Origin of the sequence: Serratia nevei (assembly GCF_024160145.1) — a bacterium.
GTDB classification, from domain to species: Bacteria; Pseudomonadota; Gammaproteobacteria; order Enterobacterales; family Enterobacteriaceae; genus Serratia; species Serratia nevei_A.
In genome coordinates, this window is record NZ_JAMYWQ010000031.1 from 39,007 (window position 1) to 59,198 (window position 20,192).

General features: G+C 61.7%; 21 protein-coding genes. 14 read left to right on the forward strand and 7 right to left on the reverse strand.

Going from position 1 to position 20,192, the window contains the following annotated elements:
* The first annotated feature begins 86 nt into the window (after positions 1–86).
* The gene (gene nudE, locus M6G53_RS19005; protein ID WP_253333738.1) at positions 87–641 is read left to right on the forward strand and encodes an ADP compounds hydrolase NudE; all 555 of its coding nucleotides are present in this window, start codon (positions 87–89) and stop codon (positions 639–641) included.
* A gap of 51 nt (positions 642–692) precedes the next feature.
* Here the strand turns inward: nudE and mrcA are convergent, their stop codons facing one another.
* Positions 693–3,251 carry a peptidoglycan glycosyltransferase/peptidoglycan DD-transpeptidase MrcA gene (mrcA, locus tag M6G53_RS19010; protein ID WP_060443799.1) on the reverse strand — a complete coding sequence of 853 codons (2,559 nt, stop codon included), beginning with the start codon at positions 3,249–3,251 and terminating at the stop codon, positions 693–695.
* A 121-nt stretch (positions 3,252–3,372) separates the two neighbouring features.
* Between mrcA and pilM the strand changes: the two genes are divergently transcribed.
* The 12 genes from pilM to trpS all read left to right on the forward strand — a co-directional run bounded on the left by pilM (position 3,373) and on the right by trpS (position 13,385).
* Complete coding sequence (pilM, locus tag M6G53_RS19015) at positions 3,373–4,206, forward strand: type IV pilus biogenesis protein PilM (RefSeq protein WP_253333740.1); 834 nt, start codon at positions 3,373–3,375, stop codon at positions 4,204–4,206.
* On the forward strand, positions 4,206–4,736 hold the full coding sequence (locus tag M6G53_RS19020) for a PilN domain-containing protein (protein WP_253333742.1): 531 nt from the start codon (positions 4,206–4,208) through the stop codon (positions 4,734–4,736). The genes pilM and M6G53_RS19020 overlap by 1 nt, the downstream gene beginning before the upstream one ends.
* The gene (locus tag M6G53_RS19025; RefSeq protein WP_253333744.1) at positions 4,729–5,223 is read left to right on the forward strand and encodes a hypothetical protein; all 495 of its coding nucleotides are present in this window, start codon (positions 4,729–4,731) and stop codon (positions 5,221–5,223) included. The genes M6G53_RS19020 and M6G53_RS19025 overlap by 8 nt, the downstream gene beginning before the upstream one ends.
* Positions 5,216–5,575, forward strand: a complete 360-nt coding sequence (locus tag M6G53_RS19030) for a HofP DNA utilization family protein (RefSeq protein ID WP_253333746.1) — start codon at positions 5,216–5,218, stop codon at positions 5,573–5,575. Before M6G53_RS19025 ends, M6G53_RS19030 begins: the two co-directional genes overlap by 8 nt.
* Entirely contained in the window at positions 5,572–6,816 is a 1,245-nt protein-coding gene (gene hofQ, locus M6G53_RS19035) for a DNA uptake porin HofQ (RefSeq protein WP_253333748.1), read from the forward strand. Before M6G53_RS19030 ends, hofQ begins: the two co-directional genes overlap by 4 nt.
* Before the next feature lie 349 nt (positions 6,817–7,165).
* Complete coding sequence (gene aroK / locus M6G53_RS19040; protein ID WP_004391482.1) at positions 7,166–7,687, forward strand: shikimate kinase AroK; 522 nt, start codon at positions 7,166–7,168, stop codon at positions 7,685–7,687.
* A 106-nt stretch (positions 7,688–7,793) separates the two neighbouring features.
* A complete protein-coding gene (aroB, locus tag M6G53_RS19045; protein WP_253333750.1) occupies positions 7,794–8,888 on the forward strand; it encodes a 3-dehydroquinate synthase in 1,095 nt (364 codons plus the stop codon).
* Positions 8,889–9,048: 160 nt separating this feature from the next.
* The gene (locus M6G53_RS19050) at positions 9,049–10,059 is read left to right on the forward strand and encodes an SPOR domain-containing protein (RefSeq protein ID WP_253333752.1); all 1,011 of its coding nucleotides are present in this window, start codon (positions 9,049–9,051) and stop codon (positions 10,057–10,059) included.
* Between the two features lie 84 nt (positions 10,060–10,143).
* Positions 10,144–10,956, forward strand: a complete 813-nt coding sequence (dam, locus tag M6G53_RS19055; RefSeq protein ID WP_253333754.1) for an adenine-specific DNA-methyltransferase — start codon at positions 10,144–10,146, stop codon at positions 10,954–10,956.
* A gap of 50 nt (positions 10,957–11,006) precedes the next feature.
* The gene (gene rpe, locus M6G53_RS19060) at positions 11,007–11,684 is read left to right on the forward strand and encodes a ribulose-phosphate 3-epimerase (RefSeq protein WP_019456160.1); all 678 of its coding nucleotides are present in this window, start codon (positions 11,007–11,009) and stop codon (positions 11,682–11,684) included.
* The gene (locus M6G53_RS19065) at positions 11,677–12,375 is read left to right on the forward strand and encodes a phosphoglycolate phosphatase (RefSeq protein ID WP_253333756.1); all 699 of its coding nucleotides are present in this window, start codon (positions 11,677–11,679) and stop codon (positions 12,373–12,375) included. The genes rpe and M6G53_RS19065 overlap by 8 nt, the downstream gene beginning before the upstream one ends.
* Before the next feature lie 2 nt (positions 12,376–12,377).
* Positions 12,378–13,385, forward strand: a complete 1,008-nt coding sequence (gene trpS, locus M6G53_RS19070) for a tryptophan--tRNA ligase (RefSeq protein ID WP_253333758.1) — start codon at positions 12,378–12,380, stop codon at positions 13,383–13,385.
* 57 nt (positions 13,386–13,442) lie between these two features.
* Here the strand turns inward: trpS and cysG are convergent, their stop codons facing one another.
* The 3 genes from cysG to nirB all read right to left on the reverse strand — a co-directional run bounded on the left by cysG (position 13,443) and on the right by nirB (position 17,826).
* Positions 13,443–14,846, reverse strand: coding sequence for a siroheme synthase CysG (gene cysG, locus M6G53_RS19075; protein WP_253333760.1), 1,404 nt, complete (start codon positions 14,844–14,846; stop codon positions 13,443–13,445).
* Between the two features lie 107 nt (positions 14,847–14,953).
* A complete protein-coding gene (nirD, locus tag M6G53_RS19080; RefSeq protein ID WP_253333762.1) occupies positions 14,954–15,280 on the reverse strand; it encodes a nitrite reductase small subunit NirD in 327 nt (108 codons plus the stop codon).
* On the reverse strand, positions 15,277–17,826 hold the full coding sequence (gene nirB / locus M6G53_RS19085; RefSeq protein WP_253333764.1) for a nitrite reductase large subunit NirB: 2,550 nt from the start codon (positions 17,824–17,826) through the stop codon (positions 15,277–15,279). Before nirB ends, nirD begins: the two co-directional genes overlap by 4 nt.
* 303 nt (positions 17,827–18,129) lie before the next feature.
* Between nirB and M6G53_RS19090 the strand changes: the two genes are divergently transcribed.
* Positions 18,130–19,398 (forward strand): cytosine deaminase, encoded by a 1,269-nt coding sequence (locus M6G53_RS19090; protein WP_207188402.1) that lies wholly within the window; start codon positions 18,130–18,132, stop codon positions 19,396–19,398.
* On the opposite strand, the gene M6G53_RS19095 is transcribed toward M6G53_RS19090, so the two are convergent.
* The 3 genes from M6G53_RS19095 to M6G53_RS19105 form a co-directional block, all read right to left on the reverse strand.
* Entirely contained in the window at positions 19,395–19,745 is a 351-nt protein-coding gene (locus M6G53_RS19095; protein WP_253333766.1) for a type II toxin-antitoxin system ChpB family toxin, read from the reverse strand. The two genes, M6G53_RS19090 and M6G53_RS19095, sit on opposite strands and share 4 nt — an antisense overlap.
* Positions 19,739–19,987 carry an AbrB/MazE/SpoVT family DNA-binding domain-containing protein gene (locus M6G53_RS19100; RefSeq protein ID WP_253333767.1) on the reverse strand — a complete coding sequence of 83 codons (249 nt, stop codon included), beginning with the start codon at positions 19,985–19,987 and terminating at the stop codon, positions 19,739–19,741. Before M6G53_RS19100 ends, M6G53_RS19095 begins: the two co-directional genes overlap by 7 nt.
* A gap of 112 nt (positions 19,988–20,099) precedes the next feature.
* On the reverse strand, positions 20,100–20,192 hold a 93-nt coding region (locus M6G53_RS19105; RefSeq protein WP_253333459.1), incomplete at its 5' end, for an IS3 family transposase.

The following is a 20,192-nucleotide window of genomic DNA, read 5'->3' on the forward strand; positions in this document are numbered from 1 at the left end:
GCGTTTGAGCGCCAACGAGCCGTGCGTTACGCCAATCATTATTTCGGTTGCCCCGTCCACGCCTGGGTAACCTCTTTGAGGCAATCATGGATAAACACCTGCAAAAACCTAAAATTCTGAAAGTGGAAACGGTCGCGCGTTCGCGTTTGTTCAACGTCGAGTCGGTCGATTTGGAATTCAGCAACGGGGTTCGGCGGGTGTATGAGCGCATGCGGCCTTCGGATCGTGAAGCGGTGATGATCGTGCCGGTGATTGGCGATGATCTGCTGCTGATCCGTGAATATGCGGTGGGCACCGAATCCTATGAGCTGGGGTTCCCCAAAGGGCTGATCGATCCCGGTGAGGGGGTGCTGGAGGCGGCCAACCGCGAGCTGATGGAAGAGGTGGGATACGGCGCGAAGCGCTTTGATTTTCTCAGCAAGCTGACGATGGCGCCCTCTTACTTTTCCAGCAAAATGAATATCGTGCTGGCGCACGATCTCTATCCGCAGAGTCTGGAAGGGGATGAGCCGGAGCCCCTGCCGCAGGTGCGTTGGCCGATCGCCGACATGATGGCGCTGCTGGCGGAACCGGATTTCCGCGAGGCGCGCAACGTCAGCGCGCTGTTCCTCTCAGAGGCGTTTTTGCGCGCTGCGCGCTGATACGCTTCGCGCCGAACAAAAAAAGGGCCAGATTTCTCTGGCCCTTTTCGATCAGAACAGCTCGTGGCTTTCACCGCCCGGATCGGTCAACGTGGTGCCGGTATCGCGCGACGGGTAGTCCGTCGGCTGCGTTCCTTCGATGAAGTACTCGGAGCGGCTGCCGCCGCCACCGCCAGAGAGCTTGCCGCTGCTCTTGTCGATGGTGACGCTGATGATGCCCGGCGGCGGCGTGACTTTCTGCTCCGGGATGCCTTCCAGCGCGGTCTTCATGAAGTCGTCCCACGCCGGCTGGGCGCTCTTGGCGCCGCCTTCACCGCCGGAAATCTGATCCGGGATGGCGCCGGATACCGTCGAACGGCCCAGGTCGCGGCGGTGATCGTCGAAACCGATCCACACCGAGGTCACGGTATCCGGGCCATAGCCGGAGAACCAGGCGTCTTTGGAACTGTTGGTGGTACCGGTTTTGCCGCCGATGTCATGACGCTTCAGATCGCGCCCGGCGCGCCAGGCGGTGCCCATCCAACCCGGTTCGCCGAAGATGTTGCTGTTCAGCGCGTCGTGGATCAGGAAGGCCAGCGGCGTGCTGATCACGTGCGGCGCATACTGTTGGTCGCCGTCCTGCTGCACCTGAGCCGGGGTAACCTGCTCCAGCTGCGGCATCGGCACCGTGCTGTTGCTGCCTTCCTGCGAGGTGGCGACGTTTTCGATGTTGTCGTCGGACAGCACCGCCGAACGGTGGGTATCGCCGTAGATCACCGGCAGATTACAGCTGCTGCACACCACTTTCGGTTTGGCTTCGAACACCGTATTGCCGTTGTCGTCTTCAATCTTGGTGATGAAGTACGGGTCAACCAGGTAACCGCCGTTCGCCAGCACCGCGTAGCCGCGTACCAGCTGCATCGGGGTGAAGGAGGCGGAGCCCAGCGCCAGCGATTCGGTATGCACGATGTTCTGCGCCGGGAAGCCGAAGCGCTGCAGATATTCCGCCGCGTAGTCGACGCCCATCGCGCGCATCGCGCGCACCATCACCACGTTTTTCGACTGCCCCAGCCCCTGGCGCAGGCGAATCGGGCCGTCGTAGGTCGGTGGCGAGTTCTTCGGCCGCCAGTCGGTGCCGGCGCCGGCATCCCAACGGGTAATCGGCAAGTCGTTCAGAATGGTGGCCAGCGTCAGGCCTTTATCCATCGCGGCGGTGTACAGGAACGGCTTGATGTTCGACCCCACCTGGCGCAGAGCCTGCGTGACGCGGTTGAACTTGCTCTGGTTGAAATCGAAGCCGCCGACCAGCGCTTTCACCGCGCCGTCGTTCGGGTTGATCGAGACCAGCGCCGAGTTGACGTCCGGCACCTGCGACAGCCACCAGGCCTCGTTCACTTTGCGCACCCACACCTGCTGGCCAGCCTGCACCACGTCGGTGACGCGTTTCGGCGTCGGGCCTTGCTGGGTGTCTGAACGGTATGGCCGCGCCCAGCGCATGGTCGCCATCGGCAGGGCGATACTGCTGCCGTCGGCCAGCATCGCCGTCGCTTCCTGCGGGTTGGCGGCGGTGATCACCGCCGGCGCCAGCGGGCCGTAGTTCGGCAGGTTTTTCAGCGAATCGACAATCTGTTTGCGATCCCAGGCCGCTTCGCCGACTTTCCACAATACGTTGGACGGGCCACGGTAGCCGTGGCGCATGTCGTAGGCCAGCACGTTGTTGCGCACCGACTCCTGTGCCGCCAGCTGCAGCCGTTTGGTGACGGTGGTGTAAACCTTGTACCCGTCGGTATAGGCGTTTTCACCGTAGCGCTTGATCATCTCCTGACGCACCATCTCGGAGAGATACGGCGCGGAGAAGCTGATTTCCGGCGCATGGTAGTTGGCGACCAGATCTTCGGAACGTGCCTGATCGTACTGCGCCTGCGTGATGTAGTGTTCGTCCAGCATGCGCGACAGCACCACGTTGCGGCGGGCAACGGCGCGATCGTGCGAATAGAGCGGGTTGAAGGTGGACGGCGCTTTCGGCAGGCCGGCGATGGTTGCCATTTCGCTCAGGGTCAGCTGGCTGACGTCTTTGCCGAAATAGACCTGCGCGGCGGCGCCCACGCCGTAGGCGCGGTAACCCAGATAAATCTTGTTCAGGTACAGCTCAAGGATTTCATCCTTGGTGAGCATCTGTTCGATGCGCACCGCCAGGAAGGCTTCCTTGATTTTCCGCATCAGGGTGCGTTCCGGGCTTAAGAAGAAGTTACGCGCCAGCTGTTGAGTGATGGTACTGGCCCCCTGCGAAGCGTGGCCGGAAACCAGCGCGATGGAGGCGGCACGGAAGATGCCGACCGGATCGACGCCGTGGTGATCATAGAAACGGCTGTCTTCGGTGGCGATGAAGGCATGCACCATCACCGGCGGAATTTGATCCAGTTTCAGCGGAATGCGGCGCTTCTCGCCGTATTGGGCGATCAGTTCGCCATCGGCGCTGTAAACCTGCATCGGTATTTGCAGGCGCACGTCTTTCAGCGTTGCGACGTCGGGCAGCTGCGGCTCGACATATTTGTACAAGCCGAAAATCGAGGCTGCTCCCAGCACGATGCAACATACTGCAAGGATTAGAAAATACTTTACGAACTTCACCTGAGATTTCCCATTTTTAAGTCATTTGGGCAGTTTATAAACAACCGCGCGGTAGTATAAAGGCAAGCCTGCGACATGGATATGTTCTTTTATCATCTGATGTTATGGAGGCTTGCGAAACATGTTCCCTCAAGCATGGCAGGTGGGGCTGGATATACAAATTGACTGCGTGCGGGCGGTGGCGGCCCAACGCCGCCGCAACGGCTGGCAGTTGCGCCACTGGTGGCAGCAGGCGCTGCCGCAGGCGGTTTTACGCGATGGCTGCCTGGCACCTTCCGAAGCCCTGATCCAGGCGCTGCGGCAATGGCGCGTCCAACTGCCGCGACATATTTCCTTACGCATTGCCCTGCCGGCGCAGCGCGTGTTGCAGCAGCGCATGGCGCAGCCGGACGCGCGGCTGCGCGAGCCGGAACGCAGCGACTATATCGATGGCCACGGCTTAAAACAGTTTCCGCTCGACGGCCAGACGCTGGCGCTTGATTACCGCGCCGCGCCGGCGGATGAGGCGGCGCTGCTGTTGACCGCCGCGCGGCGGCAGGAGCTGCAGCAGTGGCTGCACTGCCTGCGCCAGGCCGGCCTGCACCCGCAGGCGGTCGATATTACCCCCTGTGCGCTGCGGGTAATGGCGACGGCGGCGGGCGTGCCGCTCGCTGCGGGGCTGATGCACCGTCTCGAGCGGGAATGGCTGTGGGTAGCGCCGGCCGATGGCGCGTTCGCCTTTGGTCTGGTGCCGGGCGACGACGAGGCACGGGCGCTGCGGGCGTTGCGCGCGCAGACGTCGGCGGACGATGAGCGGCCGGTCTATGCCGGCAGCGTGTTGGCGGGAGCTTTGCCCGCCGGCTGCCTTTCCTGGTCGCCGCTCAGCGCCTTCACGCAGCTGCGTCCGCCGTTGCCAGCGCATCCCTCGGCGTTCGCATTGGCCGGTGGTCTGGCGCTGCGCGAGGAGGACTGCTGATGTATCAAGTCAACTTTCTGCCCTGGCGGCAACGCCGCGACCGCCGGCGCCTCTATTTTTGGCTGGGCGTGCTGCTGTTGCAGGTAACGGTACTGCTGTCGGCTGCGGGCTTCGTCGCCGGCCAACTGCGTCAGCAGCAGGCGCAGCGGCAGGAGCGGCTGGCGATGTTGGATGAAGAGCTGGCGGCATTGACGTTGCTCGCCCGTCAGCAGCAGCAAGCGCGGGCGCAGCGGGCACGGCAGGGTGCCCGCGCCGAACGACAGGCGCGCAACGCCCAGCATAACCGGCGTTATTTGCAGCTGCTGCAGCGATTGTCCAGCGCCGTTCCCTCACCGCTGTGGCTCACAACGCTGGAAAGCGATGCGGTGAACGGCCTGCGGCTGCGTGGGTTGAGCCGCTCTCCTGCGGGCATCACGCAGTTTGAACGGCGGCTGACGGGGATGCCGGGGCTGCGCTTGGCGGAGGTGGCGCAACGTGGCGACGGCCTGTTCACCTTTCATCTGGCGGCGCAGTGGGGGCGTGATGAATAGCCGTTTACCCGCCGGGCTGCGCTTCTGGCTGAGTTTGCCGGGCTGGCGATTGCCGGTGGCGCAATGGTTGGGCATCGGCACGTTGGCGCTGTTGGGCGGCGGGTGGATGTTACAAGAAGAATGGCGTCAGCGGGAAAGCGCGGCGGAACGGCAGCAGCATCTGCTGCAACAGATCGCCATGGTGCGGCGCCAATTGGACGAAGCACCGCAAGCCGTTACCCCGCCGGTGGCGAACGGCCCGCCCACCGCCGGCGATCTGGCGAGCGTGCTGCAGCGGGCGGGGGGCGCCTTGCTGCGCTGGCAGCGGCAGGAAAAACCGCCGCGGCAAACGCTGAGCCTGCGTATTGATTACGCCGGTTTGCTGGCGCTGCTGGAGGCGCTGCCCGCTGATTTGCGCCTCGAACAATTGAGCGTGGAGACGCTGTCGCAGGGCATGACGGCGCGCATGGTGTTGCAGGATGCTGCCGAGGAGCAGGCCGATGAGTAAAAGAGCCGGCCGTTGGTGGTGGCTGCTATGGCCGTGGGCCTTATGCGCTGAACCGCGCGACCCGTTTGCGCCGCCGCCGTCACCTGTTTGTGCCCAGACGGCGGCATCGCCGGCCGGCTGGCGCCTGAAAGGCCTCATCGGGCAGCCGACGTTGCGCTATGGCTGGGTGGTGACTCAGACCGGGCAGTGGCTGCGCCTGCGGCCGCAGCAGCGGGTGCTTGCCGGGCGCTGGCAGGTCAAACAGGTGCAGGCGCGCAGCCTGACGTTAACGGCGCTGACGGCCGAACCGGATTGCCCGGCGAGCCAGGGCGACATCTCGCTGGTGATGGACAACAAGGATGGCCAACCATGAAAGGACGCGCTGGACTGGGCATGGCGCTGTGGTGCCTGATGCTCGGCGCCGCACAGGCGCAGGATAAACAGGTTATTTCGCTGGAGTTTCAAGACGCGCCGGTCACGGTCATTCTGCAGGCGCTGGCGGATTATCGGCAGATGAACCTGATCGCCGCACCCGGCGTGAGCGGCAACCTGACGTTGCGGCTGGAGAGTGTGCCCTGGCCTCAGGCGCTGGCGCTGACCTTGCGCATGGGCAAACTGGCGATGACGCGGGAGGGCAACGTGATGCTGATCTCGCCGGAGCCGGACGCGCAGGAAAAAAGGCAGCAGCGAGAGGCGTTGGCGCAGCGGCAACCGCTGCACAGCCTGACTCTGACGCTACAGAATGGCGATGCGGCGGAGATTGCCGAAAGCCTGCATGGCCAACGCGGCGCGTTGCTCAGCGAGCGTGGCAGCGTGCTGGCGGACAAGCGCACCAATACGTTACTGATCCGCGACACCGCGCCAATCCTGGCGCAGTTGAAAAAGCGAGTGACGGAAATGGACGCCCCCCTGGCGCAGGTACAGCTGGCGGCGCATATCGTGACCATCAACAGCGAAAGCCTGCGCGAACTCGGCGTGCGGTGGGGATTGGCGCCCGACGACAGGCCGGCGCAGCCGCTGCGGCCGGGTAATCTCGGCGTCAATCTGCCGCTGGAGCGCAGCGCGGTGGACGCCGGTTTCCACCTGGCGCGCATCAGCGGGCGTTTGCTGAGCCTGGAGCTGACGGCGCTGGAGCAGGAGAATCAGGTGGAAATCATCGCCAGCCCGCGTCTGCTGACGGCGCACCTGCAAACCGCCAGCATCAAGCAGGGGACGGAGATCCCTTACGAAGTGTCGAGCGGTGCCAGCGGCGCGACTGCCATCGAGTTCAAAGAGGCGGTGCTGGGCATGGAGGTGACGCCGAAAGTGCTGCCGGACGGGCGCATCACGCTGACGCTGCACATCAGCCAAAATATGCCGGGGCGCGCCGTCAGCCGGGGGGCGGGGGAGGCGTTGACCATCGATAAGCAGGAGATTAAGACGCAGATTACGGTGAAAAACGGTGAAACGCTGGTGCTCGGCGGTATTTTTCAACGGCATAGCGGCAAGACGGCGGACAAGGTGCCGGGATTGGCGGATGCGCCGTTATTGGGAGGTTTGTTCCGACAACGCGGCGCACAGCAGAAAAAACGCGAGCTGGTGATCTTCATTACGCCGACCCTGATTAAGGGATAAGCGGCTGCCTGTCGGCAGGGTGGCAAATTGCCTAAAGTTGATGTGCAGATACACTTTTTTATCCCCTTGGGGGGATCTGCGTTTGACGCTGCGGCCGATTTAGCTTACAAGGGTTACCGAATTGAGCACCGAGGTTTTTTGTTAGCGCCAAGACGCCGTTAAAAACATATGGTTTCCCTCCCGCGGCGTGGATTGCGATTTATTCGGTTGCCAAACTACCAAGAGTGTTGAGATAATTTTTCGTCTGATCTCGCACTATCGCTCATGAGGTTTCAGTTTAGGTCCCGCCGCTGATTTGATTGGCGGGGCGGGTTAACATTAACGAATTGTCTTAGTAATACCGAAAAACATGGCAGAGAAACGCAATATCTTTCTGGTTGGGCCTATGGGTGCCGGCAAAAGCACTATTGGCCGTCAGTTAGCTCAGCAACTCAATATGGAGTTCTTCGACTCCGATCAAGAAATTGAGCGACGTACCGGAGCTGACGTGGGCTGGGTATTCGACGTGGAAGGGGAAGAAGGTTTCCGCGATCGTGAAGAAAAAGTCATTAATGAACTGACGGAAAAACAAGGGATTGTGTTGGCGACCGGCGGCGGTTCGGTGAAGTCGCGCGAAACGCGCAACCGTCTGTCCGCACGCGGCGTGGTGGTCTATCTGGAAACCACGATCGAGAAGCAGCTGGCTCGTACCCAGCGTGATAAAAAACGCCCGCTGCTGCAGGTCGATTCTCCGCCGCGTGAAGTGTTGGAAGCCTTGGCGAAAGAGCGCAATCCGTTGTATGAAGAGATTGCCGATGTCACCATTCGCACCGACGATCAGAGCGCTAAAGTGGTTGCCAACCAGATCATCAACATGCTGGAAAGCAACTGATTGCCGATTTTCGCGTTCGCCGTCGGCCAATGCGGAAAACTGATTTGTGTTCCCCGCCGCTGCGGGGAGCAACCACCGCCGCATCATACAGAGAACTGAGCGCGACATGGAGAGAATTACTGTAACGCTTGGGGAGCGCAGCTACCCGATTACCATCGCCGCCGGATTGTTTAACGATCCGGCTTCTTTTATGCCGTTGAAGGCGGGTGAGCAAGCGATGTTGGTCACCAACCAGACCCTGGCGCCGCTCTATCTGGAGCGCGTCCGGCAGGTGTTGGAGCAGGGCGGCGTCGTGGTGGATCAGGTGATCCTTCCCGATGGTGAGCAGTACAAATCTCTGGCGGTGTTGGAGCAGGTGTTTTCGGCGCTGCTGGAAAAACCGCACGGGCGCGACACGACGCTGATTGCGCTCGGTGGCGGCGTTGTCGGCGATCTGACCGGCTTTGCCGCCGCGTGCTACCAACGCGGCGTGCGTTTCATTCAGGTTCCCACCACGCTGTTGTCGCAGGTGGACTCTTCCGTGGGCGGCAAGACCGCCGTCAACCACCCGCTCGGCAAAAATATGATCGGCGCTTTCTATCAACCCGCTTCGGTGGTGGTTGATCTGGATTGCCTGAAAACGTTGCCGAGGCGTGAACTCTCTTCCGGCCTGGCTGAAGTCATCAAATACGGGATCATCCTCGATCGCGAGTTCTTCGTCTGGTTGGAAAACAACATCGATGCGCTGATGGCGCTGGATATGCAGGCGTTGGCCTACTGTATCCGCCGCTGCTGCGAGCTGAAAGCCGAGGTGGTGGCCGCCGACGAACGCGAAAGCGGCCTGCGCGCCTTGCTGAATCTGGGCCATACTTACGGCCATGCCATCGAAGCTGAAATGGGCTACGGCGTGTGGTTGCACGGCGAAGCGGTGGCCGCAGGCATGGTGATGGCGGCGGAAACCGCACACCGTCTCGGCCAGTTCTCCGTTGAAGATATCGAACGCATCAAAGCGCTGCTGCTGCGCGCCGGCCTGCCGGTCTGCGGGCCGCAGGAAATGACGCCGGGATCCTATCTGCCGCACATGCTGCGCGATAAGAAAGTGCTGGCGGGTGAGCTGCGTCTGGTGCTGCCGACCGCGATCGGTGCGGCGGAAGTGCGCGGCGGCGTAGGGCATGAGCTGGTGTTGGCGTCGATCGCCGCCTGCCTGCCTGCGGAAGCGTAATTAAATCGGACTAAGTAACAGTGGCTTAGCCGCCATTTGCATCTATATTAATACAGTGAGCAGAGCACGACGGGTGTCGCTTTGCCATCATCGGGTTAATCTGCCCGTGCCACGGTAGGTCTACGGTGGTGGGCTTTTGCCTCTAGTTGGAGGGTTTCAGATGGACGAGTTTAAACCGGAAGACGATCTCAGACCTGATAGCAGCGATCGTCGTCCTACGCGTTCGCGCAAGCCGGCCGCCGCGCCGCGCTTCGCCGTTTCGCGCCAGCATTTGATGATTGGCATCGGCATTTTGGTGCTGCTGCTGCTGATTATCGGCATCGGTTCTGCCTTAAAGGCGCCGACCAAACATGAAGCGGCTCAGGACAGCGGCGCGCAAAACGGCGCGGCCCGCGATATCAACCTGTCCGGCTCTTCGTCGCTGACCACCGCCAACAATGGCGTGCCGGGTGGCACCACGGATACCCACGACAACAACGGCGTGAGCGCGACTCAGCCGCAGCAACCGCAGGACGTCAGCGTTCCGCCGATCTCCGGCACGCCGACCGAAGCGCAATCTCAGCCTCAGCAGGGCGGTGCGCAGCAGCGCGTCGATCTGCCGGGCAACATGGCGGATGCGCTGTCGCAGCAGCAGGGGCAGGTTGACGCCGCGACCCAGGGCATGACCGGCGCAGCCTCGACGCTGCCGACCGCACCGGCGACGGTGATGAGCGGCGCCGCGGCGCGCGAGGCGACTCGCCCTGTGCAAGGTACCGCGCAGCAACAGCATAAAACGCCGGCGAAAACCGCCGCCGCCAAACCGACTGCGACGCAGCATAAATCACCGACCACGGTGTATACGCCGCCGGCCAAGCCGTCTTCCACCGCGAAAGCGGGAGCGGTCAGCAGCAGCGGTTCGCTGCAGTCTGCACCGGGCAGCCATTACACGCTGCAACTGAGCAGTGCCTCGCGTTCCGATACGCTGAACGCTTACGCCAAACAGCAGAAGCTGCAGAATTACCTGGTGTACGCCACCAAGCGTGACGGCAAGCCGTGGTATGTGCTGGTGAGCGGCAACTATGCGTCTTCTGCGGACGCGAAGCGCGCCATCGCTACGCTGCCGGCGGATGTGCAGGCGAAAAAACCATGGGTTCGACCTGTACATCAGGTACAGCAAGATCTTAAAAAATAAATCATTTAAATTTGTGCGCTGATGTGCTGTCTGAAACAGAGTACAATCCGCCGCTCTGAATTGTATAAGTAGCTAATTGACGGCATGAAGAAAAACCGCGCTTTTTTAAAATGGGCTGGTGGAAAATACCCGCTGGTAGACGAGATTCGTCGCCATCTGCCGGCGGGAGACTGCTTAATCGAGCCCTTCGTGGGTGCGGGATCCGTCTTCCTGAACACGGATTACGACGCCTACATTCTCGCCGACATCAATAGCGATCTTATCAACCTGTATAACATCGTTAAGCTGCGCACGGATGACTTCGTGCGCGATGCTCGCATGCTTTTCGCCGATGAATTCAATAACTCGGATCAGTTTTACCTGCTGCGAGAAGAGTTCAATACTAGCACCGAGCCTTACCGCCGGGCGCTGCTGTTCCTGTACCTGAACCGCCACTGCTATAACGGTCTGTGCCGTTATAACCTGCGCGGCGAGTTCAATGTGCCGTTTGGCCGCTACAAGAAACCGTACTTCCCGGAAGAAGAGCTCTACTGGTTTGCCGAAAAATCGCGCAATGCCACTTTTGTCTGCGAGCATTACCGCGATACCATGGCAAAGGCCGTGGCCGGCGCCGTGGTGTATTGCGATCCTCCATACGCGCCGCTGTCGGCGACGGCGAATTTCACCGCCTACCATACCAACAGCTTCAGCATCGCCGATCAGCAAAGCCTGGCGCATCTGGCGCACCAGCTTTCGCTTGAGAGCCAGGTGCCGGTATTGATTTCCAATCACGATACCGAGCTGACGCGCGACTGGTATCAGCATGCCTCGCTGTACGTGGTGAAAGCGCGCCGCACGATCAGCCGCAACATTCTCGGCCGCAGCAAAGTGAACGAGCTTTTGGCGCTGTATCGCTAAGCCGGGAGCACCCGGCGCATAACAACTCGACCCTACGTTTGGAGAAGCGGATGAAAAAGTTTTTGATTGCCCCGTCCATTCTGTCGGCAGATTTTGCCCGGTTAGGTGAAGATACCGCCAACGTGCTGGCCGCAGGCGGCGACGTGGTGCACTTCGACGTGATGGACAACCACTATGTGCCCAATCTGACCATCGGTCCGATGGTGTGCGAAGCGCTGCGCAACTACGGCATTACCGCGCCGATTGACGTGCATCTGATGGTCAAGCCGGTGGATCGCATCGTGCCTGATTTCGCCAAGGCCGGCGCGTCTTACATCTCTTTCCACCCCGAAGCTTCCGAGCATGTCGATCGCACCATTCAACTGATCAAAGAGCACGGCTGCAAAGCCGGCCTGGTGTTCAACCCGGCCACGCCGCTGAGCTACCTCGATTACGTGATGGATAAAATCGACGTGATCCTGCTGATGTCGGTTAACCCGGGCTTCGGCGGCCAGTCGTTCATCCACGGCACCCTGGACAAGCTGCGCCAGGTGCGCAAGTTGATCGACGACAGCGGCCGCGATATCCGCCTGGAGGTCGACGGCGGGGTGAAGGTGGACAACATTGCCGAAATCGCCGCCGCGGGCGCCGATATGTTCGTCGCCGGTTCCGCCATCTTTGGCCAGCCGGACTACCGCAAGGTGATCGACGAAATGCGCAGCGAGCTGGCGAAGGTTTCCCATGGCTGATTTCAGCGCGATCCGCGCACTGGCCTTCGATCTGGACGGCACGCTGGTCGACAGCGCGCCGGGCCTGGCGGCCGCCATCGATATGGCGCTGGAAGAGAGGGGCCTGCCGCAAGCCGGTGAGGCGCGGGTCGGCACCTGGATCGGCAACGGCGCCGACGTGCTGGTGCAGCGCGCGCTGCGCTGGGCGGAAGCGGAAGGTACGCCGGAGCAGTGCAGCCGGCTGCGTGAACGCTTCGATCATTTCTACGCGCAGACCGTCGACAGCGGCAGCCGCCTGTTCCCGCAGGTGCAAGAGACGCTGGCCCGCCTGGCCGCGCACGGCTACCCGATGGCGCTGGTGACCAACAAGCCGACGCCGTTCGTGGCGCCGCTGCTGGCGGCGCTGGGCATTGGCGACTATTTCTCGCTGGTGATAGGCGGTGACGACGTGACGGAAAAGAAACCGCACCCGGCGCCGTTGTTCCTGGTGCTCGGCAAGCTTGGGCTGCGGGCGCATGAACTGTTGTTCGTCGGCGACTCCCGCAACGATATTCAAGCCGCGCAGGGCGCCGGTTGCCCGAGCGTCGGCTTTACCTACGGTTATAACTACGGCGAATCGATCGCCCTGAGCCACCCCGATCGGGTGTTGGAGCGCTTCGCCGATTTGTTGCCCGCTCTTGGGCTGTCATCTTTAGAGAATCAGGAAATTTAAACATGAGTAAGCCCATCGTATTTAGCGGCGCGCAGCCGTCCGGCGAACTGACCATCGGCAACTACATGGGTGCGCTGCGTCAGTGGGTGCAGATGCAGGATGACTACGACTGCATCTACTGCATCGTCGATCTGCATGCCATCACCGTGCGTCAGGACGCCGAGAAGCTGCGCAAGGCCACGCTGGATACGCTGGCGCTGTACCTGGCCTGCGGCATCGATCCGGAAAAGAGCACCATCTTCGTGCAGTCGCACGTGCCGGAGCACACGCAGCTGAGCTGGGTGCTGAACTGCTACACCTATTTCGGCGAACTGAGCCGCATGACGCAGTTCAAGGACAAATCCGCGCGCTACGCCGAGAACATCAACGCCGGGCTGTTCAGCTATCCGGTGCTGATGGCGGCGGATATCCTGCTGTATCAAACCAACCAGGTGCCGGTGGGCGAAGACCAGAAACAGCACCTGGAACTGAGCCGCGACGTGGGCCAGCGTTTCAACGCGCTGTACGGCGACGTGTTCAAAGTGCCGGAGCCGTTTATTCCTAAATCCGGCGCGCGCGTGATGTCGCTGCAGGAGCCGACCAAGAAGATGTCCAAGTCGGACGACAACCGCAATAACGTGATCGGCCTGCTGGAAGATCCGAAAGCGGTGACCAAGAAGATCAAACGCGCGATGACCGACTCGGAAGAGCCGCCTGTCGTGCGTTACGACGTGGCCAACAAGGCGGGCGTCTCCAACCTGCTGGATATTCTCGCCGGCGTGACCGGCAAGAGCATCGCGCAGCTGGAAGCCGAGTTCGAAGGCCAGATGTACGGCCACCTGAAAGGCGCGGTGGCGGAAGCCGTCTCAGGCATGCTGGGTGAACTGCAGGAGCGCTACCACCGCTTCCGCAACGACGAAGCTTATCTGCAGCAGGTGATGCGCGACGGCGCCGCCAAGGCTCGCGCCCGCGCCCAGGAAACTCTGGCGAAGGTTTATCAGGCCGTCGGTTTCGTACCGCCGCAGGCGTAACGCCGGCGCAAGCAAATAGAAAAAGCGGCCTTAGGCCGCTTTTTTTTTACGTCGCTATCACGCCATTTGCGCCAGGCCGGCGGGCGGCGCCTCGCTGGCGAACCAGTTGAGCTTGTTGCGCAGGCTGACCACGCTGCCGACGATGATCAGGCTGGGGCTGGCGGCCTGCCGAGACAGGGCACCCAGTTGACCGAGCTCGCCTTCCATTACCCGCTGGCGGCAGGAGGTGCCGTTTTCTACCAGCGCCACCGGCGTGGTGGTCGCCAATCCATTAGCGATCAGTTGGCGTTGGATCTCCGCTGCCTGCGACAGCCCCATATAGAACACCAGCGTCTGTTGCCCGGCGGCCAGCGTTGCCCAGTCCAATCCGCCGTCGGCCTTGGCGTGCCCGGTCACCAGTCGCACGCTCTGCGCATGGTCGCGGTGGGTGAGCGGGATACCGCTGTAGGCGGAGCAGCCGGAGGCGGCGGTGATGCCCGGCACCACCGAGAACGGCACGTTGGCGTCCGCCAACGTCTCCAGCTCTTCGCCGCCGCGGCCGAAGATAAAGGGATCGCCGCCTTTCAGGCGCACCACGCGTTTGCCTTGCTGCGCCTGTTGCAGCAGGATTTGGTTGATCTGCTCCTGCGGCACGCAGTGGTGGCCGGCGCGTTTGCCGACGAAGATGCGTTCGGCGTCGCGGCGCACCAGCGTCATGACCTCTTCCGAGACCAGCCGGTCGTAAACCACTACGTCGGCCTGCTGGATTTGCTGCAGCCCTTTCAGCGTCAGTAAGCCGGCATCGCCCGGCCCGGCGCCCACCAGCACCACTTCACCGCGATCGGCCGGCCGTTCGCTGAACAGCTGCTCAAGTTGGCGTTCAGCCAGCGCCGCGTCGTCGTTGGCCAGCGACTGGGCCAACCGATCGTGGGCGAACAACCGTTCCCAGAAGCGACGGCGTGCGCCGAGGCTGCGGAAGCGTTGCTTTACCCGCTGGCGCAGCGAGCCGCCCAGTTGCGCCAGCTTGCCGAGGTGCTGTGGCAGCATCGCCTCCAGTTTTTCGCGCAGCAGCCGTGCCAGCACCGGCGCTTTACCGCCGGAGGAGACCGCCACCATAATCGGCGAACGATCGATGATTGACGGCATGATAAAGCTGGCGCGTTTCGGATCGTCCACCACGTTGCAGAACACTCGTCGTTGGTTGGCGCATTGGTACACCCGCGCGTTGACTTCCAGCCGGTCAGTGGCGGCGATCACCAACCATTTATCCGCCAGTAGGGCCGGGCTGAATTCGCCCTCGGCCAGCGTTAGCAGGCCTGCTGTCGCCCACTGCTGGAACTGTGGGCTGAATGCCAGGGCATTGACGGTCAGCGCCGCGCCGGCGTCCAGCAGCAGGCGGGCCTTGCGTTCGGCGATCTCGCCGCCGCCGACCAGCAGGCAGGCTTTGTGTTGCAGTTGGCAGAAAATCGGCAGGTAGTCCATCGGCATTCCTCGGGATAAATCGATGTGGGAGCAGATGCCCCCCCAACTCAGGCGATCTTGACGAACGGCGAGGGGTCTCCCCGCCGTTTAGGGCGCCGGCGAACGGGTTATGCCGCGACTTGCACAATGCCGTCGACCACCCGGCTGGTGAAGCTGGCGACGGAACGGCTGTCATCCTCCAGACAGCGGCCGTCATACAGGCGGAAATGTTGTTTCTTCAGCGGGCTGGCGACCCACAGCTCGCCCTGATGCTCGGCGATGAGGCCGCGCGACAGCACGCTGGCCTGGGCGAACGGGTCGATATTGCTGATGGCGAATACCTGCTCGTCAGCATAAGGGCGGAACACCGCCACCTGCCGATCGCCGATCAGGGCGCACACGCCGGTGCCGGGCAAGATGTCGGCGACGGGACAAACGGTAATCCACTGGCTCATGCGTGGCTCTCCTCGGTATCGATCGGGGTGACGGGAATGCGTTCGTCCGGGCGCGCCGGGCGGTGCTGGTCGCGTTCGGCCACTACCTGCACGTTCGGATCGCGCAGCGGGCTGTTGATGAAGTGAGCGAAGCGCAGCTGCGTTTCCGGATGCTCGACCGTCTCTTTCCACTCGCAGATCACCGCGTCGCGCAGGCGGGCGATCTCCGCTTCCAACTGATCGTTGATGCCGAGCCGGTCGTCGACGATCACCTGGCGCAGGTAATCGATGCCGCCTTCCAGGCTTTCCAGCCACACCGAGGTACGTTGCAGCTTATCGGCGGTGCGGATATAGAACATCATGAAACGGTCGAGGTAGCGCACCAGCGTCTCGCGATCGAGGTCGGCGGCCAGCAGGTCGGCGTGGCGCGGTTTCATGCCGCCGTTGCCGCAGACATACAGGTTCCAGCCGTTTTCGGTAGCGATGATGCCGACGTCCTTGCCCTGCGCTTCGGCGCATTCACGGGTACAGCCCGAGACGCCGAACTTCATTTTGTGCGGAGTGCGGATGCCTTTGTAACGATGTTCCAGCGTGACGCCGAAGCCGACGCTGTCGCCGACGCCATAGCGGCACCAGGTGCTGCCGACGCAGGTTTTCGCCATGCGCAGTGCCTTGGCGTAAGCGTGGCCGGTTTCAAAGCCGGCGGCGAGCAGCTTGCGCCAGATGGCCGGCAGATCGTCTTTCTGTGCGCCGAACATGCCGATGCGCTGCGAGCCGGTCATCTTGGTGTAGAGTTTGTATTCCTTGGCGATCTGGCCGATGGCCAGCAGGCCGTCCGGGGTGATTTCACCGCCGGCGGAGCGCGGGATCACCGAATAGGTGCCGTCTTTCTGGATATTGCCGAGGAAGTTGTCGTTGGTATCCTGCAGCGGCGTATGCTGCGGCTTGAGGATGTATTCGTTCCAGCACGAAGCCAGCAGCGAGCCGACGGTCGGCTTACAGACTTCGCAGCCGTAGCCTTTGCCGTATTTGGCCAGCAGCGCCTCGAACGACTTGATGCCTTCGACGCGGATCAGGTGGAACAGCTCCTGGCGCGAATAGGCGAAGTGTTCGCACAGGTGATGGTTGACCTCGATGCCTTGCTTGCTCAGTTCGGCGTTCAACACCTGGGTGAGCAGTGGGATGCAGCCGCCGCAGCCGGTGCCGGCCTTGGTTTCGGCTTTCAGCGCCGCCACGGTGTGGCAGCCTTTGTTGACCGCCTGGATAATGTCGCCTTTGCTGACGTCGAAGCAGGAGCAGATCTGCGCGCTTTCCGGCAGCGAATCGATGCCGATGGCCGGTTTGCTACCCGCATGGGCCGGCAGGATCAGGCCGTCCGGGTTCTCCGGCAGCTCGATGCCGTTCAGCGCCAGCTGCAGCAGGTTGCCATAATCGTTGGTATCGCCCACCAGCACCGCGCCGAGCAGGGTTTTGTTGTCGGCGCTGACCACGAGGCGTTTGTAGACTTCTTTGCTTTCGTCCAGATAGACGTAGCTGCGGGCGCCCTCGGTGCGGCCGTGGGCATCGCCGATGCCGCCGACGTCCACGCCCAGCAGCTTCAGCTTGGCGCTCATATCGGCGCCCTGGAAGCCGTTTTCTCGGCCCAGCAGGTGATCGGCGGCCACCTGTGCCATTTTGTAACCCGGCGCCACCAGGCCGAAGGTGCGATCGCGCCAGGCGGCGCACTCACCGATGGCGTACACGTCCGGATCCGACGTCTGGCAGCTGTCGTTGATGGCGATGCCGCCGCGGCGGCCAATCTCCAGCCCGCACTGACGCGCCAGCTTGTCCTGGGCGCGGATGCCGGTGGAGAACACGATGAAATCCACTTCCAGCAGGCTGCCGTCGGCGAAATGCATTGTTTTGCGCGCCGTGCCGCCGCCGTTGACGATCTCCTGGGTATTTTTGCCGGTGTGCACCTTGACGCCCATGCGCTCGATCTTGCGGCGCAGCTGGTCACCGCCCATCGGGTCGAGCTGTTCGGCCATCAGCACCGGAGCGAACTCGATCACGTGCGTTTCCACCCCCAGGCTTTTCAGCGCGCCGGCGGCTTCCAGCCCCAACAGCCCGCCGCCGACCACCGCGCCGCGTTTGCTGCGGCGCGCGCAGGCTTCGATGGCGTTCAGGTCTTCGATGGTGCGGTAAACGAAGCAGTCCGGGCTATCCGCGCCCTTAATCGGCGGGATCCACGGGTAGGAGCCGGTGGCCATGATCAGCTTGTCGTAATAGACGGTGCGGCCGGTGTTGGAGTGGATGACTTTCTCGTCTCGATTGAGGGTGATAGCGCGTTCGCCGATCAGCACCTTCACGCCGTGTTTTTCGTAAAAGCCTTCGCGCACCAGCGACAGCTCTTCGGCGGTATGGTGCGAGAAATAAGAAGAGAGATGCACGCGATCGTAAGCGATGCGCGGCTCTTCGCAAAATACGGTGATGTCGAACCGGCCTTGGTCTGCTTTATCCAACAGATCTTCGATGAACCGGTGGCCGACCATGCCATTGCCAACGACGGCAAGTTTGACTCTGCTCATTATTGCCTCAAAATTCGGGTTTCCTGGGCCTACCTTATCCCGCCCGGGAGGGGATTTATTGATGCAAATCAAGCGGCCTTTCATCTACCCACAACGTGGTATGTGAGTGATTTTTATATATATTTTATAAGTTGCGGATTTTATTCACCTTTGTTCGGTGCGACGCGACCCTTGTCTGAATTACCCCTCAGGGGGTACTCAAGAGGGGCCTGAAACGAACGGCGACTTTGTCAGTGCGATCCGCTGCCAGTATGATGAAGAAAACCAGCGCAACGGCAGAGGTGAAGGGTGGCGAAACGTCCATTGAAGTTTATCGACAACCTGCGTTTAAGCGGGCATGAAGGGTTGTGGCAACTGGCGATCGAACAGGGGCGCATCGCGCATCTGGTGCCGCAGCCGGAAGGGCAGGAGTGGCGCAGCGACGTGCTGGATGCGCAGGGCGGGCTGGCGTTGCCGGCGTTCGTCGAACCGCATATCCATCTGGATACCACGCAAACCGCTGGCCAGCCGGCCTGGAACCAGTCCGGCACGTTGTTCGAGGGCATTGAGCGCTGGGCCGAACGCAAAGCGTTGCTGACCCATGAAGACGTCAAACAACGCGCCTGGCAAACGCTCAAGTGGCAGATCGCCAACGGCGTGCAGTATGTGCGCACCCACGTCGACGTTTCCGATCCCACGCTGACCGCGCTGCGAGCCATGCTGGAGGTGAAGCAGGAGGTGGCGCCCTGGGTGACGCTGCAGATCGTCGCCTTCCCGCAGGAGGGGATCCTGTCCTACCCCAACGGCGAAGCGCTGCTTGAAGAGGCGCTGCGGCTGGGGGCCGACGTGGTGGGTGCCATTCCGCACTTCGAATTCACCCGCGAATATGGCGTGGAGTCGCTGCACAAGGCGTTCGCGCTGGCGCAAAAATACGATCGGCTGGTGGACGTGCACTGCGATGAAATCGACGACGAACAATCGCGCTTCGTCGAGACCGTGGCGGCGCTGGCGCTGAAGCTGGAGATGGGGGCGAAAGTCACCGCCAGCCACACCACGGCGATGCACTCTTACAACGGCGCTTACGCCTCGCGGCTGTTCCGCCTGCTGAAAATGTCCGGCATCAACTTCGTCGCCAACCCGCTGGTGAACATCCACCTGCAGGGGCGTTTCGACAGCTACCCGAAACGGCGTGGCGTGACGCGGGTGAAGGAGATGCTGGAGGCGGAGATCAACGTCTGCTTTGGCCATGACGACGTGTTCGATCCCTGGTACCCGCTCGGCACCGCCAACATGCTGCAGGTGCTGCATATGGGGCTGCACGTGTGCCAGCTGATGGGCTATGGCCAGATCGACGATGGGCTGAAGCTGATCACCCACCACAGCGCGCGCACCCTTAACCTGAGCGACTACGGCCTGGCGGCCGGCAACAGCGCCAACCTGGTGATCCTGCCGGCGGAAAGCGGCTTCGACGCGGTACGCCGCCAGACGCCGGTGCGCTATTCGATTCGCCAGGGAGCGGTGATCGCCGAAACGCGGCCGGCGGAAACCACGCTGCATTTGCAGCAGGATGAGACGGTGGATTTTCGGCGTTAGTCGATGATTGCCTGAAGCCGTGCCAGCGCGTCGGCGATGACTTCGCCAGGGGCACGTTCAACGAATTGCGCGCTGCGCCCGGCCAGATCCATCATGCGAACCTGGTTGATCAAGATGACGCCCTGCGTTGCGGTGCCGCTCTCGCTCAGGCTGACGGTGAAACCCGCTGTACGGGCAAAATTAGCCCCTTGCGAAATAGGGGCGACCAGCACCATGCCCAGCGCATTAAACTCGCGGGGAGAGAGCACCAGTGCCGGACGAAATTCGCCTTGCTGCTCACGGCCAACCACGGGATTCAGGTTGACCTGGATAAGATCTCCGCGCTGAAAAACGGGGCGCTTCACCATACTTCTTTCCCCGCCGGCGGCATGTGTTCCCAGTTGTCGTCTGCGGCGGCCGGCGCTTCACCGTCACAGCCATCGAGCAATTGCTGCAGTGAATAGCGTTTCTTAACCGGTTTAATGACCAACGTTCCATCGATGACCTGCATGTCCATTTCCTGACCTACCTGTAGTTCCAGCTCGTTCATTAGCGCTGAGGGCACCAGTATTCCCGCGCTGTTGCCCCATTTTTTGATAAAGACTTTCATGAGCAATCCCTCTCCATGGTTCATGTATAAACAATGTATAATTAAGTGTGAAAAATGTACATAAAAAAGGGCGCCTTGCTGAACTGCCCCCCATAAGTTGGACGATGTAAATTCAGGCGGCCTTCGTGGCCTGAGTTCGATACTCTACCGGACTCAGGCCTTTTAGTTTCTCTCTGAGGCGGTCATGGTTGTAGTAATCAATGTA